Source organism: Sporolactobacillus nakayamae, assembly GCF_900113325.1.
Lineage (GTDB): Bacteria > Bacillota > Bacilli > Bacillales > Sporolactobacillaceae > Sporolactobacillus > Sporolactobacillus nakayamae.
The window spans coordinates 51448-77739 of record NZ_FOOY01000018.1 but is presented as its reverse complement, the minus strand read 5'-3'; the positions used below and the strand labels follow the sequence as shown (position 1 = coordinate 77739).

Genomic DNA, 26292 nt, shown 5'->3' with positions numbered 1-26292 from the left:
GCCCCCTTCAAGATGAGATTTCCCATGATTTTAAATCAGTAAGACCCCTTAGAGATGATGAGGTTGATAGGTCTGGAGTGGAAGCACGGTGACGTGTGAAGCGGACAGATACTAATCGGTCGAGGGCTTAACCCAGAACTTTGGATGTTTTACTTGACAACGCAACTTTCGTTACCGGTTTTGAAGGCTCATGTGAGCCGGTTCGTCTGGCGGTCATAGCGAAGAGGTCACACCCGTTCCCATCCCGAACACGGTCGTTAAGCTCTTCTGTGCCGATGGTAATTGGGGGCTGTCCCCCTGTGAGAGTAGGTCACTGCCAGGCAATTGAAAGAGGCAGGAAGTCATCGATGGTGGCAGCCTGTTTCTTATTATATTTTATTATGTGAACCCTTCCATGGTAATGGAGAGTACATTATAATATACATAGCTTTACTTATGTATTCCACAGTAGCTCAGTGGTAGAGCAATCGGCTGTTAACCGATCGGTCGTAGGTTCGAATCCTACCTGTGGAGCCATGCTTCCATAGCTCAGCAGGTAGAGCACTTCCATGGTAAGGAAGGGGTCGCTGGTTCGAATCCAGTTGGAAGCTTACTTCAAAAACGTGATAACAGCGGGGTTTATCGGCTATCCGATACCCCGCTGTTTTTCATTTTTCAGTGCTATTTTCAGTTTCGTTGCCCAAACCACTGTCTTCAAAATACTTGGCTTCAAGTTTAACGACCATCTTCCTGGCGGAAGGAGAAACCTTTAAGATTCAGTTCACCTAAAAAAGAATGTTAAAAAATCAATAATCGGTTTCCACATGTGCGGGTATTCTTTATGGATCAGCATTCTGACTTGTTTTGCGGAAATATCGTTAAAGTTGGCATGAGTGACGATCATTTCAAGACCTCTTGCGGTATGACCAATCGCAATGTGACCGTTCGCATAGTCTCCGATGGCAACGTGTGAGGCAATCGCTGCCCCGCCGATCGAAAACATACCTATAGACAAGCCTCCTAAAGTAGCAAGCCCGATGGCTAAGCCACCAATGGCGAGGCTGCCAATAGCGAGTCCGCCGGCGGCAGCAAGAAGGCCGAGGACCGCTCCGCCAAAGCCGATGATTCCCAGGGATACTCCTCCGAAACACAAACCACCAATGGCGAGGCCACCAAGAGACAAGAAACCGATTGAAATGTTACCTATTGCCAGAATGCCTTTTGCGACACTGATGCCATCAAAATTAAAGTTAATATGAACCAAAGGAAGGCCAAACAGTGTTCGCTTGCTCTTATACTCATATTGACGACGCAATAAATACGGATAAGTTAACTGCCGCGCATGAACAGAATGTTTTTCCCTAACGGTATGATCTTTAACCATGGAATCAATACTCACCTCGAATAAGTCACTGAGCGAGATCAATTTATCCATGTCCGGTAGTGATTGTCCGGACTCCCATTTCGATACGGCTTGTCTTGAAACACCAAGATTTTCGGCCAACTTTTCCTGAGACCATCCTTTCTGTTTCCTTAAATTCAGCAGTTTATCTTGAAAGCTCATGAAAATCACCTCGATTCAAGCGTACAAAAAAAGCGCAATAATGGGCTACCAACCAAGGCTGCCAATCTGTCAACCAGTGGTTGCATGCAAAGGGTATGGAACAACAACATGAAAAGTGGCAGGGAAAAGCACCTTTATTGATAAACGGATTCAGGAATCTTTATGAAAAGATAACCATCAGGGTAGGATTTGACTTCACCGTCTTGAAAGACGAGATAAATGCCATGATCGTACAACGAGATTTGCGTAGCTTTGTTCACCGTAAAATCACTTAATTTCGATACGGATTTGGCATAAGGATCGTGTGTACTTAGATAGTTAAAAGCGTATTTTTTCACTTTTTCATACTGGGCAGAGGTTTTGAGAATGTCCTTAATCTCATACTGCTGCCCGGTAGACAAATCGAAATTGTACATGGTTATGTAGAGGCTGCCGTTTGAGCCTCCGGTATACATGTAATCACGATATAAAATGCTCAACTTGCCGTTCTTATTATTAATGACGTTGTAAGCGGAGTTGTAGGAATAACGAGAATCCTTAGTAAAGGTTCCGGCTCTTTTTAGATTTAGTGCATTTTTGTAGGAATTTTGGCCGGCTTTTTCCAGCGTCTCATTAATTCTTGCGGCAGCTTTTTTATTGATCCCTTGAACTTGAGGGTACAGCAGCAAGCGTTCGCCGCTGTAATGATGCTTTGTGAAGCGGGGTACAGAGGTTTCCTGATGCTGAACGGCTGTAAATAAGTAGATTAAAAAGGCAATGAAAATAAGAGCTAAAGCTGTCAGAAAGAACACACGACGTTTCATCGCAATCATCCTTTGCACGATATTTTTAAAAAAGTAACAACATAGAGCAGCACCAAGAAAGTGGAGTGAAGCAAATGTTGTACGCAATTTCCAATATGAAAAATTATTATCTCATAGAATCGACAGAAAAAGAGAATTAAGGTGAAGATTTATACATTTGAGGATTTGCAATGGTTAATGATCAGATAGCTCTCTTCGGAACTTCCGCTTACTGTTTTTTAGGTGATTTTATTTAAAACAAGGTCACCGGTAGTGAGGTGATTTTAGTATAATATAATGGAACCTCCAACATGAGATAGAGAAGCAGTCCTCGATAGTATCCATTTCAAACCAAGCCAGCAGATAAATTCATGTTTCATTTTATTTAACAATAACTAATGACAGAAGATTTCATAACTATAGACAATGATAATGACGTTGCTAGGGGAAGACAACTTGCGAAAAAAGTTAAAGTGTCGTCAATTAAGCCAAAACAATAAAAAGGAAATTTTGAATAGCAAGTAACTGATTATTGATCAGAGGCTCATAAAAAAGAGAGGAAATCATCGGCGGATTATTGTATCGGCCATTTCTAATGTTGAGCTGTTGCCCTAATGGTTAATTGTCTCTCCTCATTAGACTGAAGCTCTGCGCGGTTGGACCGATCTCCGGCTGTGATGCTAAAAATAGGGCTAAGGGGGTCACATCTTCGGGCTCTTTTATCCACTCTCCATCTATTTGAAAGACACTATCCTTAGCGTTATCGTCCATTGTCGTGTTAACCGGGCCGGGAATCAGTTCATTAACACTGATTTTATACGTGCCTAATTCCTGAGCGAGAACGCGGGTCAGCATCCATAATCCTGCTTTAGAGCAAGCATATGCAGAGCTGCCATGTCGCCCTTTATGCCCGACACCGGAGCCAATTGTTATGATTTTTCCTCCGCGCTGTTTCATATAGGGAATTGCTGAATGAGCACAAGTGTACGCACCCATGAGGTTTACATTAACCGTTTCAAACCAATTTTGCGGATGGCTTTCCTCGACTAAATTTCTGTCCTTATTGACACCTGCGTTGATAACGAGTATATCTACGCTGCCAAAGTGTTCAACTGCTTTATGGAAAAGGTGCGTAACGGCATTCAAATCAGTAACATCAGTTTGGATGGCTAATGCAGTGCCGTCACCCGTCCGTATTTCATTAACCACTTCATCAATGTCTTTTTGTGTTCGTGCAGCGCAAACGACGGAAGCCCCGTTTTTTGCGTAGGCCAATGCAATCGCTCGGCCAATTCCCCGGCCAGCCCCGGTAATGACGGCTACCTTGCCGGCAAGCAGCTTTTCTTTAGTATGCATCTGATTTCCCCTCGTTTGACTACTTTTTTTGAAACTCTATTTCATTAGCATTTTTTGTATCCGCGAACCAACGTAAAACTTGATTATGATGATTAATGATTTGTTGCGCGGTCAGTAATTCGCTGTCCCACGTACTATGCGTATCTTTTACCAAGGTAACGGTATAACCCATGCTGAATGCTCTTCTGCATGTTGTATCAACGCATACTTCGGTTTGTATCCCTGTAAGAATCAGGTGATCAATCTCTTTCGCTTTTAGTTTTTCTTCTAAACACGTATTAAAGAAGGCGTCAGGGGTTGTTTTTTGGACGAACGTGTCCGTATCCATTGGTGAAAGCCCGGGATGTAGTTCCCATCCTTTCGTTTTATATTCCAAGGGTTTTCCGACAGGGGTGTTGTGCTGGATATAAAAGATAGGTACATCAGCAATACGTGCTTTATGAATGAGTGTTTTCAAATTACTGATTAGATGATCTCCATTGTATACGGGGTTTTCACTTTCAAACATTCCATTTTGTACATCGATAATAATCAATGCCGGATTTTGCAGCATAATATTCCTCCTAAAAATAGAATGTGTGTTCTTGTTAAGGATACATGAACGTTTAAAGTATGGCAAGGAAAAGTGAACAGATACGAGTACATTGAAGGTGAAAAATCCCTCACAGCTACTCTATCTCTGGCTTACCATGGGTCTCATCCTAAGGCAAAATGTTGAATATTTGACTTTTCAAGTCCGATTGAATAGATAACTTTATTTTCTGTTATTCAGGTGGTAAGCTTGACGGAAAATAGTTTAAAAGGAGAATGAGACTGTGGTTGACTCGATTACTTTAATCAGTTTTTCACTGGTAGCTTTGGGAATTGTCTGTGCACCTGGGCCAAATATGATGTATCTCGTATCCTGTTCTCTGACTCAGGGCAAGAAAGCTGGTTTCATTTCTTTATTGGGTGTCGTCACAGGGTTTATTGTCTATGTGATTGCGACAATCTTGGGACTTGATTTCATCTTTAATACGGTTCCTCTGCTTTACTCAGCTATTAAAATAGCAGGAATCATTTATTTGCTGTGGATGGCATGGAACGCCATAAAACCGGGTAGTGAGTCGGTTTTTGAACCTCATGATGCTCCCCGTTATACTCTGAAAAAACTATATTTGAACGGATTAATGACGAACTTATTAAATCCAAAAATAGCGGTTCTTTACATCTCTCTGTTACCGCAATTTGAACATCCTCAAAATGGTCCATTAGCCTTGCAAATCGGAGTGCTCGGGACCACACAGATTATCATCAGCTTTTCTGTGAACTTATTAATTGTGTTATTTGCGGGTCAAGTTTCCAAAATGCTAAGAGAGAAACCGGTATGGAAGAAGATTCAAAAATATTTCATGGCAACTGTTTTAGGACTACTGGCGTTAAATTTGGCATTTACTAAAAATAAATAAATTCTGTTATTCTTTAACTGAAGACTCGTGGCTTCATACCATGTTGTAAGGAAACGCCAAAAGCCCCCCGAACTGGTCTGCGGAGGGCTTTTTGATTTCGTATAAAACGCTCTTTGTGTCGATGATAATTATATCATAAACTTCTAGTTTACTCTAAAGAGCTACCTTGTCAGACATTATTTTCTAGGTGAATATATAACGCTTTCTGATCAAATGCTTTTCCTTTTTGCCCAAAAATGAGTGGACAAGGAAAGTAGCAGAGCGACGACTAACAGGATGATCGTTCCTGTTATTACGACCGCTCTTATTGAGAAATATTCTGCTGCCAGCCCAAAAATGATCGTTGTCACAATGATGAGTACGGCTTCAATTAGGTCATATAAGCTGCCGACCCGTCCCATGATTTGTGTTGGTATGCTCTGTTGGTAGAAGGTTAAGAACCCGGCATTGGCGGGGGCCATGAAAAAGGAAAGAACAAAGAAGCCTGCCGCAGCAACAGAGAATGAGTGAGAAACAGCATAAAGGATGTAACCCAATGAAAATAATAGAGAACCTATTTGGATTAGGAACGAAATCGAAAACTTCCGGGCAAAAAGTGACGTGACAAACGCGCCGCAAGCAATGCCAGCTCCGGCAATGCTGACGAGAAAACCATAACGTGTATTGGAAAGAGCTAAAATGGTTTTTGCAAAAGCTGCTTCAAGAGAATCGACAGATGCTGCCATAACCATCATGCAGCTGAATAAGAAATAGACAGTCATGACTAGTGAATTTTTTAGGCTGAATTGAATGACAACCTGCCAATCCATTTTAATAATCTGAAGAGACATGCTCTCTGCGATGGAAAAACGGGTATGCTTTTCTACATCAGGAAGGAATAGGATGACCAACGCTGATAGAACAAAGGACAGCCCGTTAATATAAATTGCGAACATGGGAGAACCAATTAGAAACAGTAATCCGGCAATAGCCGGACCAATTAAGAACCCTCCGGATTCGATTAAACCTCGTAGCGAATTAAATTGTTTTCTTTGATCTGGCGGTGTGATTTTTGTAATGTAGGACATAGAAGTTGGGTTAAATAGTGAACTTGCCATGTTAGTCAAAAAAACAATGAGGAAGATAAAGAAAAGTGACGGTATGCTGGGCAAAAGGACAATCAATGCTGCGCGCGCCAAATCGAGCACAATCATCAGCTTACGTTTATTCAGCCGATCAATGAGGCTTCCCGACCAGAAATTAGTCAACAAAGTTGCTGCCGGCTTCAGTATATACAGGACAGTGACAGCCAGCGGTGAGTGGGTCATATCAAGAACGATTAAGTTGAGGGCTATTAGATAGATCCAGTCTCCGATATTAGAAATGCCGATGCCCAGTAATAGGAGCAGTGAATTTTTCCATAGTGTCAACCTTTTGCTGATTTTCATAACGACTACCTCCGTTTAACCTTTTGATTGATCATGTGGTTAATCGAGGGCAGGAAACATCGTTTCATCATAAAAAAGCTCACCTCCAAGACAAATCAAGTCTTGGGGACGAGATCAGCTTCGTGGTGCCACCCCAGTTCGCAAAACGGTTACCCGCATTTGCCTTGTCAGGTATCAATTACCTGCGCTCGATAACAGGAGCGCTGTCACATGATCATCGTTCAGAATCCCATGCGAAGCTCAGAGGCTTGTTTCAGCATGCTGCTCGTGATCCTTTTCACCAACCGGACCTCTCTAAACAGAACAATCATAGCTTACTTTTCTCGTCATCGCTTTTCGTGTTTAGCAATGAATGTAGCACAATTATTATAGAAAGTAAATTGAAATAGCTTCATTTTGCCTGGATGGAAATCTAGAAAAATTACGTATTCTTCAACTGGGTAAATAGATCAATCCAGCACCGCGAACAATCCCCAAAGGTATGATAAACCTCACTGGTGAGATAGTCACAGTAGCGTAGAATGGTAACAAATGACTAAAAGAAGGCGCTTTATTGTGGCTGAAATGCGCGATTATAACCAAAATCCGTTCATCGTCATCTGGGAAGTGACACGCATGTGCCCACTTCACTGCCTGCATTGCCGAGCAGAGGCGCAATTGCATCCGTATCCGGGTGAGCTGACGACTGAAGAAGGAAAAAGGCTGATCAATGAAATCTACGAGATGGACAACCCGCTGCTGGTGTTTACGGGTGGTGATCCGTTGATGAGAGCAGACATCTATGAGCTGATTGGTTATGCGTCTCAAAAAGGAATGCGCGTGTCGATTACGCCATCGGCAACGCCGCGTCTCACGCGCAAAGCGATATGTCGTACGAAAGAGGCGGGGATTGTGCGCTGGGCACTGTCTCTGGATGGGCCGGATGCAGCGACACATGACTATTTCCGCGGATTCCGCGGCACATTTGACCGAACGATTAAGGCGATTGACACGCTCAATGAGCTGAACATGCCCTTTCAAATAAACACAACTGTTACTCAGTACAATGTGGACAAGCTTCCGGAAATTGCGGCACTTATGGCGAATCTGGGTGCGGTTGTCTGGACCTTGTTTTTTCTTGTCCCGACCGGACGCGGCGATCGGCTCAGACCGATTAGCCCGGAGCAGCACGATTCGGTTATGCGCTGGGCTTTTCAGCTTCAAGGGAATGTTCCGTATATGATTACAACAACGGAAGGACAGTTCTATCGCCGCGTGATGTATCAAGGGAATATGAAAAGAATCAATGACGGACTGCCTCCAATCGGACGTTTTCATGATGATTTGGCGCGGGCTCCCCGCGGAACAAATGATGGCAATGGCTTTATTTTTGTCAGTCACACCGGTGATGTGGAGCCATCGGGCTTCCTTCCCATTGTGTGCGGCAATGTCAAAGAAGAGTCGCTCGCAGAGATCTATCGAACATCTCCATTATTACAGGCCTTGCGCAAACCGGACGGTTATAAAGGAAAATGTGGGGTCTGCGAATTTCGATTGATGTGCGGCGGTTCACGGGCGCGCGCCTATGCGGTCACAGGGGATTATCTGGCATCTGAACCATACTGTGTGTATCTCCCGCAGGCCTATGAATCGGAAATGACAGGTAAGACTGTCTAGGTGAAATCGATCAGCTTCATTTTTTTACAAAATTAGAAAAACCGGGTGAAAAACGCCCGGTCCTTACTTTCACAGGATGTGATGACTTTCGCGTTGCATACAGGACGTATGCGCACTTAGCGAAAGATCCTTACATACGAAAGCTTCTTCACTCCAAATGCCATTTTGAATCATCAACCTTTTACTGGAACAAACATTTCTTTTCATTAAGGTTTCTGGTCCTTCATTAAGTAACGAGCAAAATAAGCGGAATTTTTCCGGTTATATGCATCCTGGCGCTTGTTGCACAGGTACATAAGGGTAATTTTTCCGCTTATGCAAAGCAAAATTCTTCATTTTCACGTTTTTCGATTCGATAAGCGGAACTTCTCCGTCTATTTAAGCGATTTTTTCATTTATTTTCTATTTAAGCGGAAGTTTTCCGTTTATTTCTTAGGTTAAACGCTTACCTTATCTGATCGCCCAACCGAATCTCATGACCATATCGTCGTACCAACAAGCCAATACGCAAATAGGACATTTTATATTTTCATCCAAGCGGCGTCCTGCGCCCCTCAAGCGGGTCATGGATGTTTCTCTATTTGCAAAAAAGCACCGAATAGCCGGTGCCCGGACGTGTTGAGATAAATCATGATCGACTACTTTTACCAATCTGTTCTCTTTTTTCTTCAAGCAAGGCGAATCGATCACGGTCAATGCTGCGGGAGCCGGGAACAGAATCGGTATCTGTATAATAGCCGTGAAAGTCCGACCCGCCGGTTTGGGAGATGTGGAACTGTTCGGCTAACTGTATTGCTTTCTTCTCGTCGGCTGCGTCGTGGAGCGGGTGAAAAACTTCAATGCCTTCCAGACCGGCTTCGACAAATTCGGGAACTGCGGAGAAGTTGTCGAATTGGCCGGGATGAGCAAGAATCGGAACGCCGCCGGCTCTGCGAATCGCGTGAATCGCGTCGATGGCGTCGAGGTAGTGAACAGGTATAAAGGCAAGTCCCGGAAGAGTCTGGCGATCGCCTCTGAAAAATAATTTTTTATAAAGCGGGCCATAAATGGAGTCGGCATAGCCGTTCAAAATAAGCGCGTGCATGATATGCTGCTTATAGACGCCGGTGCCGTTTTCCGCCAATCTGGATACTTGCTCCCACGAAATGTGGTAGCCCGCCTGAATCAGTTTCCGTGTCATGAGACGGGATGCGTTATGCCGTTCTTCACGCATTGGGCGGCAGAGCGCTTCAAGTGCCGGGTGTCCGGGCGTGACAAAGAGACCGAGAATATGCGCGCGTCGATTCCGTTTATAGTCATAGGCGGAAATTTCAATACCGGGAATGATGTCAATGCCCATTTTTTCACCCAGAGCAAGTGCCTGTTCAAGACCGAGTGTTGTGTCATGGTCGGTAATTGCGAGCTTCTCGACGTGCTGCTTATGAGCGATTTTAAGTACATCCTCAATTGAGTACGAGTTGTCGGAACAGTTTGTATGGCAGTGCAAATCGATAATCATGGGTTCAACTCCGTTCTAAAGCTGATGCCGTGCTGCTGAAATCCGAGGTGTTCATAAAACGCATGTGCGCCTTGTCGCTTCAAGTCGCTGGAAAGCATCAGTTTGTAGCATCCTTGATCCGATGCGCGTTTCATGGCGTCCTGCATCATTGTGGTACCGATTCCGAGGCCCTGCGCATCAGGTGTAACGACGACATTTTCCACAATGGCGATTTTAAGGCCGCCATGGCCGAAATTATCGAGAATGATTAAAGAATAAGTGGCAAGAATCTCTTGCGCAGACCATGCGCAAAAGATTTTGTAGTAGGGGTATTGTTTTATTTTCCGAAACAGTGCCTGCGCATCTCTGTGGGACATTGAGCGCTCGCTGTCAAGCTCCTGAAGCAGTTCAGCATAAGTCGGAATGTCAGCGAAAGCAAGTTCTTGAATGGCCACGGTCACTTTTTCTGTGCCTCCTTCATTAATCCATCCTGGAGCTTATAGGTACGGTCGACGACGGATTCCATAAAATCCAAGTCATGAAAGATACCGATTAATGTGGTTCCCGCAGCTTTTAATTCATGAATTCGTTCTTTGACCGTTTCTTTCGATGCTTGATCAAGGGATGCTGTCGGTTCGTCTAGAAGCAGGAGGCGTGATCTTCTCACCATCGCGCGAGCGAGATTAAGACGTAACTTCTCACCGCCGCTGAACGTTTTCGGATAGGTATCCCACAACTCTTCCCGCAAATTAAAGTGCGCCAGCATTTCTTTGGCGCGTTTGCGTGCGGTCAATCCGTTTTCGCCCATCTCAAGCAATGACTCCATAACAAATTCCAGAGCGGTCATACGTGGCATGATGCTGAGAAATTGAGAGACGTAGCCGATTTCTTCTTTCCGCAGCGTAAGAATCGTGCGATCCGGTGCTTCAGCAAGATTAACCAGTCCATAATGGTCAGAGCTATACCGGATAAGTCCTCCGGTAGGCAAATAAGTGCGGTAGATGCACTTGATTATTGTTGACTTCCCGCTGCCGCTCTGGCCGGTGATGCCGATAAATTCGCCTTTATTCACGGTGAAGGAAATGTCGCGGCAGCCGGTAATTCGTTTTTCCCCAAACTGATGCATCAGAAATGTTTTGTCTAATTGATCGACCTGAATCAGTGCAGTCATTGTCTTTCCCTCCATTTACGAATGAGCCGGATAAAAGCTTGGGGATCGCATAGTTCCTCATAATGTTCTTCAAGCGTTTGCCGATCCCAATCCCACCAGTGGCTGTCTGTGATTTCCTTGATCAGTTCATTGCTGAATCGTTTCCGAATCGGTTGAGCAGGGACACCGGCGACAATTGTGTACGGAGGCACATCTTTGGTGACTACGGCGCCAGCGCCAACGACTGCGCCGTTTCCGATCGTCACCCCGGCCATAATGGTTGCCGAATGACCGATCCAGACATCATGGCCGATCGTTACCCAATGGGCACGCCGCCAGTCGAAGACGCGTTGATCGTTCGTTTCGGCCAGCCCGTAGCGGACACGGCGGTAGGTCAAATGATGCTGGGTGACGCGATCCATTGGATGGTTTCCCGGATTAATCCGGACATGTGACGCGATCGAACAAAATTTACCGATGGTTGCATAGATGATCGTCGCGTCACCGTCGGTATAGCTGTAATCGCCGAAGTCGGTATCTTCCATTCGGGTGTTTGGACCGATGTCCGTCCAGGTGCCGAGTTTGCAGTTGACGACGACTGCACTCAGCGAAATCGTCGGTTGTTCGGATAATGTTCGTTCTGCCATAGGGCTCACCTTCCCTCGACTGTTTGCTGCGGCTGTGGTGTCAGATAATGCATGCGGCAGACCTCTGAGCCGTCGACAAAGACGTGAGTGAGCTGTGGCCTGCTGGTTTCACTGACGTCGACAACAAGCAGATCGGCTTTCTTTCCTAATTCAATCGATCCGATCAACGGGTCAAGATGCAGCGCTTTGGCCGGATTGAGTGTCACCGTGTTAAATGCCTGAGAGGCACTGATGCCGAACTCATAGTGCAATTTAAAGGCCGCATGCAATAGCGATGCCGGGTAATAATCCGAGCAGAAGATGTCGACAAGTCCTTCTTTGACGGCTTCATGGGCGGATAAGTTATTGCTGTGCGATTTTCCAAGCACGAGATTCGGTGCGCCCATTACGGTGAGCATTCCGAGTTGCCGCGCGTATCGCGCCGCTTCAATCGTAATTGGAAATTCGCTGATGCCTGCCTGCCAGCTGCGGACAATCTCAAGCTTTTCAATCGTATCATCATCATGTGAAGCGACGGGCACACCGTATGCGCTGGCTAATTGTGTCAGCTTCGCAATACTTTGCGGGTCAAGCTTAGGCAGTTTTTTCGTTTCGTCAATAATTTGCTCTGCTTCTTGTTCAGAATAGTGGCGATGTTCGACCAATAGACGGCGCTGAACTTCTAAATCGCGATACTGTCCCTGACCAGGCGTATGATCAGTTAGGGACAACTGATCGATCTTGCCGTTTTGGATCAATGCGGAAACCGCAGCCAGTGCATCGATGTTGGCAATCTCGTAACGCAGATGCGTTTTGTGGCGGATCAAGTGCGGACCACCGGCTAAACGATTTAGCGATTCAATCAGTGTGTATACGGTCTCGTTTTCCCGGCCTTTGCGCACGGTATTCTGCTTCATTAAAGAAACCGCGTGGAAGATGGTTGTGATCCCTTCAGCAGCCAGTTTCTTTTCCAGTTCGGCAAAGGAGAGTTCAATGCTAAAGCGGCTTGTCGGACGCGGTTCAATTTCTACTTCAATCGCATCACTGTGCGAATCAATCAAACCAGGAATCAGCCATTTTCCTCCTGCATCAAGATCTTCATCTTCCACAGTGTCCGGTTCCCCTGGTTCAATTTGAGCGATTCGGTCCTCTTCAATGGAAACATAGCCGTTCTCAATGACTTGATCGGGTAATACGATTCTTGCATGATAGATTTTCATTTTGGCACCTCACAATAAAGAGTGGACGAGCAGCTGAGTATAGGCATGATGCGGATCTTCGAGAATCTGGTCGGTTAATCCGGCTTCGATGCAGCGTCCTTCTTTCATCACCATCGTTCGATCACAGAGCATACGGATGACACCGAGATCATGCGAGACAACAATCATGGCTGTTCGACTTTCTCGTTGGATGCGGCGGATCAGATCAAGGACGCGCGCTTGAACCGATAGATCAAGGCCGGTGGTCACTTCATCCAGCAGCAGAATGGGTGGATGATTAGCCAGTGCCTTGGAAATTTGCACGCGCTGCTGCATGCCGCCGCTGAAGTGGAGCGGGGCTTCATCCATTCTCGTGACTGGAATCTCAACATGATTAAGCAGCTCTTTGGCACGTGCGCGTATCTCATGTACATTGAATGTTCCGGCGGCAATCAGCTTTTCGGCAATATTTCCGCCGCTTGAGAATTGCATCCTCAGCCCGATCCACGGATTTTGGTAAACCATGCCCATTAAATGATTGCGAATATAGCGCTTTTGCTGAGAGGATTCACGGAAGATATTGGCCGTCCCATCCTGATAGGTGGCAATAGTCGCTGATCCATCAGTGACCGTATTGTCAAAATAAAGGCATTGGACAAGCGAACTTTTCCCCGATCCGCTTTCACCGACGATTCCAAGAATTTCCCCTTCATAGAGATCAAAGGAAATGTCATTGACTGCCCAGACCGTACCGCAGTGCGGACAATGATTGTTCCCTTCAGGCAGCTGTTCCGGATGGCTGCAGGCAACGCAGCCTTTACCGAACCGCTTCGTCAAGTGACGAACGCTAAGCAGCGGGCGGCTTTCATCATGGATCATGGTGTATGCCTCTTTTCTTGTCTTTTTTGGCAGTTGCCGGTATCAGAGCATTGGTAGAATTTCTGTCCGGTTGTTTCATCAAAAATCTCATCGAGGAAGGTATCATTGCTGCCGCATAGCCGGCAGGTACACCCATCGAAATGTTCGACTTCAAATGGATAATCGTCAAAAGCGAGCGGTTCGACGTCTGTATAAGGCGGAATCGCATAGATTTTCTTCTCGCGGCCGGCACCGAACAGAAACAGCCCATCTGCCCGGTTCAGCTTAGGCAGATCATAGCGGGGGATCGGGCTTGGTGCGAAAATGTAGCGTTTATGTGCGAGTGCCGGGTAGTCGGCACCGATGCTGATTTTCCCCCATTTGACAATGTCTTCATATAAGCGCAGCCAAATCCCGCTGTAATCCATTTCCGCATGCAGCTGCTTCGTTTTGCGCTCCTTGGCTTCGACCATCCGAAGCGGTTCCGGCAGCGGCACTTGAAAAATGAGAATTTGATCGGCACGAATCGGGACTTCGGGAATACGGTGGCGGGTCTGAATGAGCGTCGCACGCTCGGAATCGGTCGTGACCTCGGCCTCTGTGCAGGACTGGACCAACTTTTTGATACTGACAGCATTGACGCTGTCGTCGTTTCCCTGGTCGATCACTTTCAGACAGTCTTGATCGCCGATCAGTGACAGAGTCAGCTGCAGCCCGCCGGTCCCCCAGCCGCGGCCGATCGGCATTTCTCTGGAGGCAAACGGCACTTGATAACCGGGAATGGCCACCGCTTTAAGTGTTGTGCGACGAATTTCTTTTTTGGATCCCTCATCAAGAAAGGCATAATTGTACGTCTGTTTCAAATGTGCCTGCATGGTGGTGTCACTCCTTTGGCGTCTCCGTTTTTTCAGACTCGGCTAGTTTCTGTGTTTGCCGCAAGACATCCAGTTTCGATTGGAAGGTGATATAATGCGGCAATTTTAAGTGCGACACGAATCCGTTGGCCTCAATGCTGTCGACATGGAGAAGAACGAATTCTTCATCTTGGGACGGCGTTTCGCCCTTTGTTTCAAGACCTTGTTCGAGAATGGCCATGGCGATGGCTTTCGTCTCGTTTTGCCCGAAGGTCAGCCCGTAGCCGAGCCTCAGCTTCACATCGCCCTGATCATCACGTTCAAAAGCATTGATGGTTTCGACCTCGGTCAGCATGAGCTCACCAAGACAGAGACTTTCGCTGGAGTCAAATGGATAGGCAATGGTGACTTCCACATAGCCGACCCGCAATTCACCGACTGTCGGATGGTTGGTGGTATGGCCACGCATACTGCTGTAAGCCAGTGCGGTCATCGCACCGGTCTCTCCGCGAGCCAGAATTTGAAGCTTAGCGGATCTCGGGGCTGGGAAGGTCAGCTTGTCTCGTGTAATATCGAACAAGGCACCCGATGACTTTGGCGGAAACAGCAAGCCTTGTTCGCGAAGCAGACCGGCAACCTTTGGAAAGGAGAGCGTCTGATTTGTATCAAATTCTGGTATTTGCTCTTTTAATAATTCCTGCAGAACATGTGCCTGTTCATTTTCAAGGGTAAAGTTAAGCAGGCGATGCGTATAATCCATGGTTGGGCCGAGCATTTGACCACCCGGAATATCTTTAAAAGCGGAAGAAATGCGGCGAATGACACGCATTTGACCTGGATCTATGATTTCTGATTCATAAGTTCGCTCGAGTGTGGATCGATACGCACGCATGAGAAAGGCGGCTTCGCAAAGATCACCTTCTGCCTGTTTAATGGCAAGTGCAGCATATTCTGAGGCGTAAAGACCGCCCTCGCTCATCACGCGATCGGTAAGATGACGTAATTGTTTTTCGATCTCAATGGTCTCTAGGCTGTGCGCTGCATCTTTGATTCGGTACCATTGATTGATCCGGTCGGCAGCTTCGATCGCTTTTTGTCCGCCGGTTACCGCAACATATCCCATTTAGAAACCCCTTCTTTCGATGCGCGTTGTTCTCGGCAGCGCAGCGATCTGTCCATCATCGTCGAATAAGACGAAATCACAGCCGGTCGGATAGTCACGATTGCGTTCGGAACGTAAGCGCAGCCACTCGATGTTCATACCTTCTGCGGAAAGCAGGTGCCAGCCATTGATGCCCGGACCGCGCAGGATCATTGGCAGCGTCAAATCATCGGCTCCGGATAGCTTGCGAACGTGAAGGGCAATCGTTGCGCTCTTTTCCGGTTCGGTCAGCGTGCCGATGCGGACCGATTGCATGATCGAATCGATTTCATCTATTTCCGGAGACGTGTCGATGAACCAATAGTCAGCAGCGTCTGAAGCCGTATGACGGCTCCCGGTTGTCCATTCAATCGCGCGCTCCGCATCATCAGCGTTTAATTCCTGTGAATAGTAATAGAAGCTGACTTGTTGATCCAGCAGCGTTTGTGCAAGCGCATAGGTGCCGGGTGAACATGGACACGTTTCCGGGACTCCGCGGAGAAGGTCGGCAATGTCATTGATCTTTCCCGGTCTTGCCATACTGTCAAGCAAACGTCGATACAGTTTTCGCGTGTCGTGAACGTGATGAAAGGCGTTAGCGTTTGTCATTGTATTCCTCCATCGTATCGAAATGGACTTGGGACTGTGCGTTGCGTGCATATTCTAAAGCATGCTGCTCCTGAATACGCTGTTCTTCTGCATGAAATTGGGATTCCCATTGATCGAGCACCGGCAGCCCCGCGTTGTGCGCTGCGTCGATGACGGCCATACAATAGGCGCGTAGTGGTTGTCTTCCGATAACGATGCCGATTCCTAGCTGTCCATCGACGGATAGGGTACATTCGGTGACGAGTACTTCACCAAGATAAAAAGGCTGACCGGAGACGGAGTCCTTGGCTTTGGTCATGATCAGTGAGGTTTGCGGCTCGCGCTCCACCCGTACTCTCTGTTCCTGTTCGATTTTGTGCGCGATTTCTTCTAATAGAGGAAGCGAGCAAGCGCTCGTGATTCGGCTGAGGTGTTGTTTGGTCATTGTCACCATTGAAAGAGCCTCCCTTTCTTTTTCACCTACAAGAGCACTGTAACTTATCGATAAGTACGAATCATGAATGTAGTGTAAAAAAAGTGTAAAGTGCTAGAAGGATTCAGCAGTCAGGATTCAAATAGAGCGGTGACATGGACGCATAAAGTCATAAAGTGAATGTATGTTAAAAGTGGATCAGGCACCGGCACATATCCCCGCGCAGACGGGAGCGGCTGATTTCAAATGGCTGGCTTGCAACCGGATCATTAGCGATACTTTCGATCTCAAGAATGGGTACATTTTCCGGAATGCCCAGCCATTCCGTATCCTGCCGGCAGGAAATAACTGCCTGGAGGACAGATTTTGTGCGTAAAGGTTTGATATTAAAGTGATCGTCAAGCAGTTGATAAAGGGAATGAAAATCCGTTAAAAAGGTTTCAAGTCCGGGGACACGGCGCGCCGCAAGAATGGTTTGGGTTAAGGAGATGGGCTGCCCTGAAGCATAGCGGATGATGTGCAGATCATAGACTTGATCACTTGATCGCAGCTGCAAAGTCTGGCATTCCTTTTGATTCGGTTGCCTGATCTGCCAACCGAGCAATTTACCGTCAGCGTGCACATCCTGTTTTTGGAGATTTTCTGTGAAACGGGTTCGCTTGGTAAGCGGATAAGAAATTTCGCGAATGCGCTCCGAAACAAAAAAACCTTTTCCCTGATGAGGAAAAATCAGTCCAAGATGAATCAGTCGCGCGAGTGCAAAACGAATGACATGGTGATTGACACCGAATTGTGCGCACAGCTCGCGTTCAGACGGCAGTTTATCGCCACTTTCAAAGCTGCCATCTTCAATTTGTTCGGTTAATTTTTGTGCAATATCTGCATAAATAGCCTGAGTTTTGTTCATCTGAGCGAGCGCTCCAATCCTTGATCGACATGGGCTGTCGCTTATTTGCCTAATCATAATTTATCGCCATATAAGGAAGAAAAGCAACGCCAGTTGTTGAATTTTCTAAATCTTTACAATTCGTTAAACCTGGGTTAACTTTCTTTACGTTGTTTTGCATTACACTATGTAGGGACAAAGGAACTGAGAGGGGGTCGAAGCTGGTCTCTATGGATGTGCAGCATATTGAGATTGCCGACTACTTTATTCAGGCAATTAGTCAAGGGCTTTATCAAGAGGGAGATCGTATTCCTTCAGAAGCAGAATTGCAGGTTTTGTTTGGCGCGAGGCGGTCGGTGTTGCGTCGTGCGGTCGCGCGGTTAGAAGAGACCGGATGGGTGACAACGCGGCAGGGCAAAGGATCATTCGTCACATCGAGAAAGGTGCCGATCGACTATGAACTTTCATCAAGAACAGCGTTTTCCTCAATCATGAAGGAAAAAGGAATCGTTCCTCGTGTTGCACTTCTGCACTGGGAAAAGCGGGCAGCGAAACAGCGTGAGCAAGATCAGCTGGCGCTGGGCATCGATGAAACCGTTTATGCTCTAGAAATTTTAAGAAGCACAGGCGATGTGCCTTTGTCGATCACGACCACGGTGATGCCGGCTTACTTAGTCCCTGACTTAGAAGCCCATTTAACCGGATTCCATTCTCTGTATGCGTTGCTGTCACGGAATTACCAGCTGCAGCCGAGACGATTAAAATCTATCGTGCGTGCGGCGCTTCCGGAACCGCGGGATGCACAGATCCTTAACATTGCCGACCATGCACCCATTCTGCAAATTGAAAGCTTCGTGACGCATCGCGGCGTGAATTTAATGGAATACAGCATGTCCAGAATCCGTGGTGATCTCAATAAGAGTTGTGTTACCTTTTGACTAACTGTCGATTCTCAAGACGATCTAGGATCCTTTGTTTACGAAGTATACGTACCGCTCACTGAAAATGATTTCGGAGGGAACAAAAAGTGAAAAAAGCAGTCATTGGTTTTCTTGTATTGGCACTCCTACTCTTAACTGCCGCATGCTCATCAAATGGAAGCGGGTCAGGAAGCAGCGAGAAAAAAACGATTACGGTAGTTTGGTATCCTAATGAATCTGGTGCGGATATGAAAGATGCCCGCCAAGCACTCGATAAAGTGATTGCCGATGCAACGGGTAAAAAGGTTGTTGACAAATTAACGACGGACTACAACATTGCTATTGAAGCAGTTGCCAGCGGCAATGCAGATATCGGCTTCTTAGCTGCCCAAGGTTACATTGAAGCACATAAGAAAAATTCCAAAGTTGTACCGTTGGTTGTCAACAGTGGCGCTTCAGGAACTTTGAAAGATGCAGTCTACTACAGCTGGTTGGCCGTCAATGCAAAAGACGCAGATAAATACAAAAACGGCAGCAGCTACTCGCTTGAGGGAATTAAAGGCAAGAGAATGTCTTTCGTATCCACGAGCTCCACTTCAGGTTTTGTTGTTCCGTCATCACGAATCATTGCTAATTTTAAATCGGACAATCTGACTCAGGATGATCTCCAAACCGGTGGCAAGTTCTTCAAACAAGTACTTTTTGGCCAATCTCACCAGGGATCAGCGGTTAATCTATTAAGCGGGAAAGTGGATGTCGCAGCTTTCTGCGATACTGAACTGGAACGCTATGTTGATGTTGCAAGCGGAGAATTTGATAAAGAAGGAACCACTTATAAAGTGAAGAGCGGCGCTGCCGAACCCTTTAATAATCTCACCGGCAAAGAATTTACCGTACTCTCTGTGACACCGGTACTGAATGCCCCGGTTGTTATGAATACAGAAACGTTAAGCAAAGCAGACCAGAAAAAGATTCTTGATACGCTTACCTCAGATAAGGTGGCTAATGACAAGGGAATATTCGCTCCTGAAGGTTCTAAAGGAATGTATGCGAAAACAAAGGATGAACGCTTCCTTAAAATCGAGGATTCTTGGTTTGATGAAATCAGAAAACTGACCGAATAAGACTTAGCGAACGAAAAATGAATCGAGGAGTTAGCTATGACGACGTTATTGCAGTTTAAAAATGTCTCCAAGCAATATGGCAATTCTACTGTGGCGTTATCTGACGTTAACTTCTCCGTAAATGAGGGAGAGTTAGTTTCCATCATCGGTCCTTCGGGAGCGGGGAAATCAACTCTCCTTCGTTGCATCAATCGTTTGATTGACGCAACAAGCGGAGAAATTATTTTTGACGGCGCAGATATGCTGAAAATCAACAAAAAACATGATTTAAGAGCTTTGCGGACGAAAATCGGCATGATTTTTCAAAACTATAACCTAGTGGAACGCCTGAGTGTGTTTGAAAATGTTCTGCATGGCCGTCTTGGTTACAAATCGGCTTTGGTTGGCGCTCTTGGATTATATAACGAGAATGAAAAAAAGCAGGCAATCAAAATCATTCAGTCATTGGGGCTGAATGAACAAGTCTATAAGCGCTGTGATCAACTGAGCGGCGGCCAAAAACAACGTGTCGGCATAGCGCGAGCGCTCGTTCAGGAACCAAGGGTCCTGCTCGCGGATGAACCGATCGCTTCGCTTGATCCGAACTCCTCAAAAGTGATCATGGATCATTTGAAAAATATATGCACGACTCTTGGAATTACAGTTTTGGTGAATTTGCATCAGTTGGATGTTGCCTTGAACTATTCGGATCGAATCATCGGTATCAGTGGCGGTCGCGTTGTCTATGACGGTCTGCCTGCCAATCTGACCGATGAGGATATCCGGAGAATTTACGGTTCGGATCCCGAAGCATTGAACCTCATCATTCAAAAGCCGAAAGAAGTGGCGCAAAAAATATGAGATCCAACTTTCTGATGAAAAAACGCCTCTACTCTGGTGGTATTTTGCTGGTCCTCGTGTTGCTTGCTTTTGGTGCCGCGTCAATGACAGAATTCAGCTTAGCCAAATGCTTCAGCTCGATTCCTAAAGCCATTGTGTGGTCACTCGGCAACTTTTATCCTGTAGCCGACTCATTTGCAAAGCTTCCGGATATTCTCGCAAAATTGCAGGAGACGCTGTTGATCTCCATTGCTTCTGCTTCTGTCGCGGCCATTTTTGCACTTGTTTTCGCGTTGATTGGGTCACGAGTGACCAAAATCAACAATTTTCTTGCAACATTGAGCCGGTTGATTGCGAATATTTTTCGAAATATTGACGTCAGTATATGGGCGCTTGTGCTGCTCTTTTCATTTGGTCAAAGCTCACTGACCGGCTATTTCGCTCTGTTTGTTGCTTCATTTGGTTTTCTGACTCGCGCATTCATGGAAACAATTGATGAAGTTGGCGCGGATACCGTTGAAGCGTTGCGAGCGACCGGTGCAAACTTTTTCTCAATCGTTTTTCAAGCGGTGATTCCGATGAGTGTTTCTCAGCTGATCAGTTGGGTGCTTTTCATGATTGAAACGAATATACGAGCTGCCACTTTGGTAGGGATTCTTACCGGATCAGGAATTGGTTTTGTTTTTGATCTGTACTATAAGAAAATGGACTATCATTCGGCAAGTCTGGTGGTTCTCTCAATTGTTCTATCCATTCTTTTGATTGAACAAATTTCGAATTATGTCAGGAGGGTGATGCTGTAATGGCAATGACTAAAACAGCCGGACCTGTACTGACTAACGGAGGGGTGCCTCCTTTTCAAGAAGGACGGATTAAGATACGGGTCCTGTCAAAAGCCAACATCGCGATCCGCCTGACCATGCTCATCCTTGCCGTCCTTACCATCGTTGGGTTTGCAACCTTTAACTACCAGGGCGTCCATTTATTAAAGGGATTAATGAGTACATTGGCTAATTTTAAAACCATTTTTTTTCAACCGCAGTTTGCGCATTTCACATTGCTTGAAGCCATCTATCAGTTGTTCATCACGCTGTCATTAGGCGTTCTGACCACCTTGATCGGGGCAATTATCGCGTTATTCCTTGGTATGCTGGCTGCAGAAAATCTGTCAAATAAAACAGTGTCCAATAGCATTAAAGGATTTGTCGCCGTGATTCGTGCGGTGCCAACTGTGCTCTGGGTGCTGATTTTCGCAGTATCCGCAGGACTCGGCAGTGTAGCTGCAGTGATCGGTATGTCTTTTCACTCGATCAGCTACCTGACTAAAGCCTATTCAGAGTCGTTTGAAGAGTTGAATCAGGGAACGATCGAAGCTCTGGAAGGATGCGGCGCGAGCTGGTGGCAAATTGTTTGCCAAGCGGTACTGCCTTCATCGCTTACTTCTCTGATTTCCTGGACGTTTATTCGCTTCGAAATAAACTTTGGTGTCTCAGTGGCCATGGGCGCTGCCGCCGGCGCGGGCGGTATCGGTTACGACATGTTCATGGACAGCGCGTTCTATTATAATCTTCATGAAATGGGCGTTATTACGTACCTAATCCTGATCGTCGCCATGCTCCTCGAATTCATGTCTATAAAAATTAAAAATAAAGTCCGTGCGTGACTGTCTGTAGATTCATCTGTTCAGATTATGTATAGATCCATACATTAAAGTAAACTGTGGGTAAGGCAAATGCATTTACCCCCGAGATTGGGCCTTATAGGCTCATTTTTTTTATCTCATTTCCAGCCATAGATCAGAAGGAATCTGTTCAGATTATGAACAGATAGAACGATTAGACTAATTTTGGGTAGTTATATGATCTCTATCCCAGAATTTGGGCCCTGTGAAGGGCTCTTTTTTCACAAGTTAAAAAAGCATAAAAAAATTAAAGATTCAAGGAAACGAGTGCAACTAAGTCTTTGCCGTCGCCGGAGACTTGGCAAAGCCAAGCTTTCTAATAAGTAAAAAAAGTATGTGATTTTGAGCATGCTGCCCCCAGATAATAAATCCAGACACGTAAGCGCGAGGGCGCCTGCGGGAGTGCAGGCCAGGGGAGACCCCGCAGATAATCGTCTGTTCGAGGAGGCTTCCGGACTGCCCGCGGCAAGCGAGCAGCTGAAGTGTCGCTCAAGCTCAAGGTTGATGGATCAACGCCGTTTTCAGAGTGACAGCCAAGGATCGGGCGCTTAATGCCCTGTTTTTCTTATAAGTAAAAAAAATATAGCGTTTTGCCTTGCCGGTACGACGATAAGGTCATAAGATTCGGTTGGGCGGATCAGATAAGCACCCAATCTGAGAAATAAACGGAAAGATCCCGCTTATTTTGAAAATGAACGAAAAAATCGCTTAAATAGACGGAAAAATTCCGCTTATTTTATTCGCTCTCGGAACCTTCGCTATAAAGAGGAGCTTTCGCTAATTGTAAGGGATCTTTCGTATGTAAGGATCTTTCGCTAAGTACGCATACGTCCTGTATGCAACGCGAAAGTCATCACATCCTGTGAAAGTACGTCCTATATGCAACGCGAAAGTCATCACATCCTGTGAAAGTACGTCCTGTATGCAACGCGAAAGTCACCGCATCCTGTGAAAGTACGTCCTGTATGCAACGCGAAAGTCACCGCATCATGCGGAAGTAAGGACCGGGCTGTGCCTGGTTTTTCTAATGCTTGTTTTTCCGGACTGCTCTCTGAATAGAGGCCAAAGCCCTGCAACCGGAAGATCCAAACAATGTATAACGAAAAATTATTATCATGAAAATATATTTGATTTTCGTATAGCCATAACTGATTATTTTTTATTATAATAAATGTGAGTATTATCAGAAGAGTCATAACTAAGAAAGCTGAAGCGCTAGGTTGCACATGTAGGACGAGCCATCAGCTTGGCATCAGAAGATTTTTGAATGGGGAGGATCCATCAATGGAAAAATTGGAACAGTATCAATTTTCAAAACGTTTTGACGGTGTGCCGCTGATCGGATCAGCTTTCGCCGGTGAACATCCGGGGCTGATTCCGTTAGCATTTGGCTTTCCGTACCCAAATTCTTTTTCAATTGACGGGCTGGCCGAAGCCGCTGTAAAAGCGCTGAAATCCGAGGGAACAGAAGCACTCCAATATTCAGGAGGACCAGGTCAGAAAAAGATTCTCGAATGGATCCGCGAGCGTTCGAAGCTTCGGTCTATCCAAGTGGATACGGATCAAATTATGGTGACGTCCGGTTCCAACCAAGGCATTGATTTGGTGGCTCGGACGTTGACTGATCCCGGGGATTCGGTATGGGTCGAAGCACCGGTGTACTTCGGTGCGTTACGCGCGTTCTATTTGGCGCAAAATGAGCTGACCGCATTTCCCGTTGATGAGGCGGGACTTCGTGTCGACCTCATTGAAGAGGCGTTAATTGAGGCTTCCGAGGGCAAACGTCCGATGCCGAAATTTATCTATGTGCTACCGAACTACCACAATCCGGCAGGAATTAGTCTTTCAGTTGAACGACGCAAGAAGTTGGCGGAGCTTGCCTACACGTATAATTTCTACATCATCGAAGACGACGCTTATGTGGAATTGAACTTTGACGGCGAGTTCTTGCCGTCTATCTATTCGTTCGGTCCGGAGCGGGTGATTTATATGAGTACGTTCTCGAAAATTGTCGCACCCGGTATCCGAATGGCTTGGATAATCAGCGATCCGGAAGTGCTCAACCGGATTAAAATCGTGAAGACAGAAGGACTGACCAGTGTTCTGATGCAGGAAGTAGTCAGCTGTTTCCTTGAAAAGGTGGATTTCGCAGAACATTTGAAACCGCTTGTCGCAGGCTATCGAATGCGTCGCGATGCGATGGTACAAGCGATCAACGACTTTTTTGGCGACGAGGTATCCTTTGAAAAGCCGGAAGGCGGGTTCTTTCTGTGGCTGACATTCCCAGAGAAAATTGATACTACCCGACTGCTGCATGACGCAGTTGAAGCCGGTGTCAGCTTTGTCGACGGCAAATCCTTTTACTTGGATGGAAAACCGACAAATAATTTGCGACTTGCTTTCAGTTTCTGTGATGAAGCGCAGATTCGTGAGGCGATTCAAACGTTGGCCAAGGTTTACCAAAAGCAGAAGCGTAGCGTTTGTTAATTCAAAGGACTGCACGCATCCTATAGGCGGTTGTCACGAGAAACGTCACTCATCATATCTTAAAAGAGATGGAAGCTATTGATGAGGGGGCGGGTTCTTTATGTATGGTCATGATCCTGCGGACAGAAACATGAATCAGTATCCGAATGGGTATCGGCAGAGGATTACGGCACAGCAGGCGGCGGAAATTGCTGTTGCCAGAGTTCCAGGCCAGATTATCCATGTCGATCTTGAACTCGATAATCATTTATTAAAGTATGAAGTGTATGTGCTGACTGACCAAGGTATTGTTTATGAAGTGGAGATTGCGTCAAGGGACGGGCGGATACTAAGCGTTGAAGTGGAAGACTAAAAAGGCAATTAGGAAACTTGGCTTTGCAAGCCTTGAAAAGGACGAAGCCAGCATAAAAAAGATGCCGACCCGGTAAAGGGTCGACATCTTTTTTCATTGCCCAAGTTCACCTGATGTGCGCCTGGTTTGCAGTGCCGACGGTTTGCTTAAGTGAACGCATCTTCTCAAGTTTTGCCTGACGATTATCTGAGAATAGTTCCACGCAGGAACCGGCGAGAATGAGCAGAATTCCTGACAGAACATTTAGCGTGATTGCTTCTCTCAGAATGAATAAGGCGAGAATCGGTGCCAATGCCGGCTTAATGAAGAAGACCAGCGAAGCAGTCGACGCAGATGTTGCCTCCATTGCGAGAAAGTAAAAGCTGAAGCCGAGTCCGGTGACAAATACACCGAGATAGATCAAGGCCGGTACTGTGTTCCATGAAATACCCTGCAATACCGGAATATTGCCGAATTGACCAAGACCAACGCTTTGCAGCCAATGTGCGACAAAACCAATCTTGGTAATCAACATCAATACTAACAACTCGGCACTGCCGGTCAGAAAGCTGAAACTGCTCTGAACGACACCATCAAAACCATAGGTCAAGCTTCCTTTTCTGCCGATAATTCCGTACAGAGCAAAAGTAATAGCGGCAAGAAGTGAAAGCGTGATGCCGGTAACATTCGTCAGATTTTCAGGGTTGACAATGCAAATCATGCCGATCAGGCTTATCACAAGTGACAAGAGCGACAGTTTCGTCAACTTCTCTTTCAGAAAGAAATGCGCGAACGGAATGACAAATACTGCGTTGCAGCTAAACAAAATAGCGACCGTTGACGCTTTTGAATAAACAATCGCCATTTGAAAAAATGTCATACTGACCACGACGCACATAAACCCTGAGAAGAGAAAGTAGAGCATCTTGCTTTTATCAAGCGTAAATCCGCTTCCTTTCAAGTGCCGAAGAGCAAGCGGTGAAAGAATAATCGATCCGATTAAAAATCTCAGAAAGTTCAATTGCATTGGGTTAAAGTCCGTTGCCACCAGCTTGATGGCAATTTCCATCGTACTAAAGAAGAGTGCGGAAAAAGCAATAAAAATAAGACCTTTTTTCATGATAAAACCTCGATTTCTCACCGTATTTTTAAGGTGATCTGATCGCTTTACTAAGAGCCGCGAAAGACCGGCGTGAGCCACATACAATGAAAACGTTACCAACTAATACTTGCCACATCTATTTCGTCATCTACTAATATAACGCAGATATTAGAAAATGGTAAGTAGTTATCGTAAAATTGGACACTTGGAAAGCAATGGATTTCCTTAAAGAAAATTAGAGCCGTGCTGCATTATTTTGCACTCTTCTTAGCGGAACCTGTGGTAAAATAAGGGTAGCAGGGAATGTTCAAAGGATGTCATCATGAAGGTATAAATCATGGAACATCATTGAAAAACAGAGCTCGTGGTGATACGCTCTTTCGGAACAGACCTGTGCCTAAATG

26 protein-coding genes, 2 tRNA genes and 2 rRNA genes are annotated in these 26292 nt (G+C 46.0%); 13 read left to right on the top strand and 17 right to left on the bottom strand.

What is annotated here, in order from left to right; translation table 11 throughout:
- The 4 genes from BM003_RS12410 to BM003_RS12395 all read left to right on the top strand — a co-directional run.
- Nucleotides 1-135 (top strand): 23S ribosomal RNA (locus BM003_RS12410); the annotation flags it as partial.
- 70 nt (nucleotides 136-205) lie between these two features.
- Nucleotides 206-322: ribosomal RNA gene (rrf, locus tag BM003_RS12405) — 5S ribosomal RNA — on the top strand.
- A gap of 119 nt (nucleotides 323-441) precedes the next feature.
- Nucleotides 442-516, top strand: a tRNA-Asn gene (locus tag BM003_RS12400).
- A gap of 1 nt (nucleotide 517) precedes the next feature.
- Nucleotides 518-590: transfer RNA gene (locus tag BM003_RS12395), tRNA-Thr, on the top strand.
- A 170-nt stretch (nucleotides 591-760) separates the two neighbouring features.
- Here the strand turns inward: BM003_RS12395 and BM003_RS12390 are convergent.
- From BM003_RS12390 to BM003_RS12375, 4 genes are all read right to left on the bottom strand, one after another.
- Entirely contained in the window at nucleotides 761-1543 is a 783-nt protein-coding gene (locus BM003_RS12390) for a helix-turn-helix domain-containing protein (protein WP_093673531.1), read from the bottom strand.
- A 134-nt stretch (nucleotides 1544-1677) separates the two neighbouring features.
- Nucleotides 1678-2346 (bottom strand): DUF4163 domain-containing protein, encoded by a 669-nt coding sequence (locus BM003_RS12385; RefSeq protein WP_177184782.1) that lies wholly within the window; start codon nucleotides 2344-2346, stop codon nucleotides 1678-1680.
- Between the two features lie 597 nt (nucleotides 2347-2943).
- Entirely contained in the window at nucleotides 2944-3681 is a 738-nt protein-coding gene (locus BM003_RS12380) for an SDR family NAD(P)-dependent oxidoreductase (protein WP_093673528.1), read from the bottom strand.
- Between the two features lie 19 nt (nucleotides 3682-3700).
- The gene (locus BM003_RS12375) at nucleotides 3701-4234 is read right to left on the bottom strand and encodes a cysteine hydrolase family protein (RefSeq protein WP_177184781.1); all 534 of its coding nucleotides are present in this window, start codon (nucleotides 4232-4234) and stop codon (nucleotides 3701-3703) included.
- 262 nt (nucleotides 4235-4496) lie between these two features.
- Between BM003_RS12375 and BM003_RS12370 the strand changes: the two genes are divergently transcribed.
- Nucleotides 4497-5129: a LysE family translocator gene (locus tag BM003_RS12370; protein ID WP_093673526.1), complete on the top strand. Its 633-nt coding sequence runs from the start codon at nucleotides 4497-4499 to the stop codon at nucleotides 5127-5129.
- Nucleotides 5130-5338: 209 nt separating this feature from the next.
- Here the strand turns inward: BM003_RS12370 and BM003_RS12365 are convergent, their stop codons facing one another.
- Complete coding sequence (locus BM003_RS12365) at nucleotides 5339-6550, bottom strand: MFS transporter (protein WP_425441050.1); 1212 nt, start codon at nucleotides 6548-6550, stop codon at nucleotides 5339-5341.
- A 570-nt stretch (nucleotides 6551-7120) separates the two neighbouring features.
- Between BM003_RS12365 and BM003_RS12360 the strand changes: the two genes are divergently transcribed.
- On the top strand, nucleotides 7121-8212 hold the full coding sequence (locus BM003_RS12360; protein WP_177184783.1) for a TIGR04053 family radical SAM/SPASM domain-containing protein: 1092 nt from the start codon (nucleotides 7121-7123) through the stop codon (nucleotides 8210-8212).
- Between the two features lie 628 nt (nucleotides 8213-8840).
- Here the strand turns inward: BM003_RS12360 and BM003_RS12355 are convergent.
- The 11 genes from BM003_RS12355 to BM003_RS12305 all read right to left on the bottom strand — a co-directional run bounded on the left by BM003_RS12355 (nucleotide 8841) and on the right by BM003_RS12305 (nucleotide 17445).
- On the bottom strand, nucleotides 8841-9710 hold the full coding sequence (locus BM003_RS12355; RefSeq protein WP_093673520.1) for a PHP domain-containing protein: 870 nt from the start codon (nucleotides 9708-9710) through the stop codon (nucleotides 8841-8843).
- Nucleotides 9707-10150: a GNAT family N-acetyltransferase gene (locus BM003_RS12350; protein WP_218143257.1), complete on the bottom strand. Its 444-nt coding sequence runs from the start codon at nucleotides 10148-10150 to the stop codon at nucleotides 9707-9709. The genes BM003_RS12355 and BM003_RS12350 overlap by 4 nt, the downstream gene beginning before the upstream one ends.
- Entirely contained in the window at nucleotides 10147-10860 is a 714-nt protein-coding gene (gene phnL / locus BM003_RS12345) for a phosphonate C-P lyase system protein PhnL (RefSeq protein WP_093673518.1), read from the bottom strand. The genes BM003_RS12350 and phnL overlap by 4 nt, the downstream gene beginning before the upstream one ends.
- Nucleotides 10857-11486: a DapH/DapD/GlmU-related protein gene (locus BM003_RS12340; protein WP_093673516.1), complete on the bottom strand. Its 630-nt coding sequence runs from the start codon at nucleotides 11484-11486 to the stop codon at nucleotides 10857-10859. The genes phnL and BM003_RS12340 overlap by 4 nt, the downstream gene beginning before the upstream one ends.
- A gap of 5 nt (nucleotides 11487-11491) precedes the next feature.
- Nucleotides 11492-12685: an alpha-D-ribose 1-methylphosphonate 5-triphosphate diphosphatase gene (locus BM003_RS12335; protein ID WP_093673514.1), complete on the bottom strand. Its 1194-nt coding sequence runs from the start codon at nucleotides 12683-12685 to the stop codon at nucleotides 11492-11494.
- 9 nt (nucleotides 12686-12694) lie between these two features.
- A complete protein-coding gene (locus BM003_RS12330) occupies nucleotides 12695-13543 on the bottom strand; it encodes an ATP-binding cassette domain-containing protein (protein WP_093673512.1) in 849 nt (282 codons plus the stop codon).
- The gene (locus BM003_RS12325) at nucleotides 13540-14397 is read right to left on the bottom strand and encodes an alpha-D-ribose 1-methylphosphonate 5-phosphate C-P-lyase PhnJ (RefSeq protein ID WP_093673510.1); all 858 of its coding nucleotides are present in this window, start codon (nucleotides 14395-14397) and stop codon (nucleotides 13540-13542) included. The genes BM003_RS12330 and BM003_RS12325 overlap by 4 nt, the downstream gene beginning before the upstream one ends.
- A gap of 7 nt (nucleotides 14398-14404) precedes the next feature.
- Nucleotides 14405-15499 (bottom strand): carbon-phosphorus lyase complex subunit PhnI, encoded by a 1095-nt coding sequence (locus tag BM003_RS12320; protein WP_093673508.1) that lies wholly within the window; start codon nucleotides 15497-15499, stop codon nucleotides 14405-14407.
- Nucleotides 15500-16126, bottom strand: coding sequence for a phosphonate C-P lyase system protein PhnH (phnH, locus tag BM003_RS12315; protein WP_177184780.1), 627 nt, complete (start codon nucleotides 16124-16126; stop codon nucleotides 15500-15502). It abuts the gene before it with no gap.
- Nucleotides 16113-16559, bottom strand: a complete 447-nt coding sequence (gene phnG / locus BM003_RS12310; protein WP_093673541.1) for a phosphonate C-P lyase system protein PhnG — start codon at nucleotides 16557-16559, stop codon at nucleotides 16113-16115. Before phnG ends, phnH begins: the two co-directional genes overlap by 14 nt.
- Before the next feature lie 166 nt (nucleotides 16560-16725).
- Nucleotides 16726-17445 (bottom strand): GntR family transcriptional regulator, encoded by a 720-nt coding sequence (locus tag BM003_RS12305; protein ID WP_177184779.1) that lies wholly within the window; start codon nucleotides 17443-17445, stop codon nucleotides 16726-16728.
- 209 nt (nucleotides 17446-17654) lie between these two features.
- Between BM003_RS12305 and BM003_RS12300 the strand changes: the two genes are divergently transcribed.
- The 7 genes from BM003_RS12300 (at nucleotide 17655) to BM003_RS12270 (ending at nucleotide 24807) form a co-directional block, all read left to right on the top strand.
- Entirely contained in the window at nucleotides 17655-18362 is a 708-nt protein-coding gene (locus BM003_RS12300; protein ID WP_093673502.1) for a GntR family transcriptional regulator, read from the top strand.
- Between the two features lie 89 nt (nucleotides 18363-18451).
- Nucleotides 18452-19468, top strand: coding sequence for a PhnD/SsuA/transferrin family substrate-binding protein (locus BM003_RS12295; protein WP_093673500.1), 1017 nt, complete (start codon nucleotides 18452-18454; stop codon nucleotides 19466-19468).
- Between the two features lie 36 nt (nucleotides 19469-19504).
- Nucleotides 19505-20308 carry a phosphonate ABC transporter ATP-binding protein gene (gene phnC / locus BM003_RS12290; RefSeq protein ID WP_093673498.1) on the top strand — a complete coding sequence of 268 codons (804 nt, stop codon included), beginning with the start codon at nucleotides 19505-19507 and terminating at the stop codon, nucleotides 20306-20308.
- On the top strand, nucleotides 20305-21090 hold the full coding sequence (locus BM003_RS12285; protein ID WP_093673496.1) for a PhnE/PtxC family ABC transporter permease: 786 nt from the start codon (nucleotides 20305-20307) through the stop codon (nucleotides 21088-21090). Before phnC ends, BM003_RS12285 begins: the two co-directional genes overlap by 4 nt.
- Before the next feature lie 5 nt (nucleotides 21091-21095).
- Nucleotides 21096-21950 carry a PhnE/PtxC family ABC transporter permease gene (locus BM003_RS12280; RefSeq protein WP_218143258.1) on the top strand — a complete coding sequence of 285 codons (855 nt, stop codon included), beginning with the start codon at nucleotides 21096-21098 and terminating at the stop codon, nucleotides 21948-21950.
- A 1302-nt stretch (nucleotides 21951-23252) separates the two neighbouring features.
- Nucleotides 23253-24455: an aminotransferase-like domain-containing protein gene (locus tag BM003_RS12275; protein WP_093673492.1), complete on the top strand. Its 1203-nt coding sequence runs from the start codon at nucleotides 23253-23255 to the stop codon at nucleotides 24453-24455.
- Between the two features lie 100 nt (nucleotides 24456-24555).
- Nucleotides 24556-24807 (top strand): PepSY domain-containing protein, encoded by a 252-nt coding sequence (locus tag BM003_RS12270; protein WP_245734250.1) that lies wholly within the window; start codon nucleotides 24556-24558, stop codon nucleotides 24805-24807.
- Between the two features lie 106 nt (nucleotides 24808-24913).
- Here BM003_RS12270 and BM003_RS12265 read toward each other — a convergent pair whose 3' ends face one another.
- Entirely contained in the window at nucleotides 24914-25906 is a 993-nt protein-coding gene (locus BM003_RS12265) for a DMT family transporter (protein WP_093673490.1), read from the bottom strand.
- Between the last annotated feature and the right edge of the window lie 386 nt (nucleotides 25907-26292).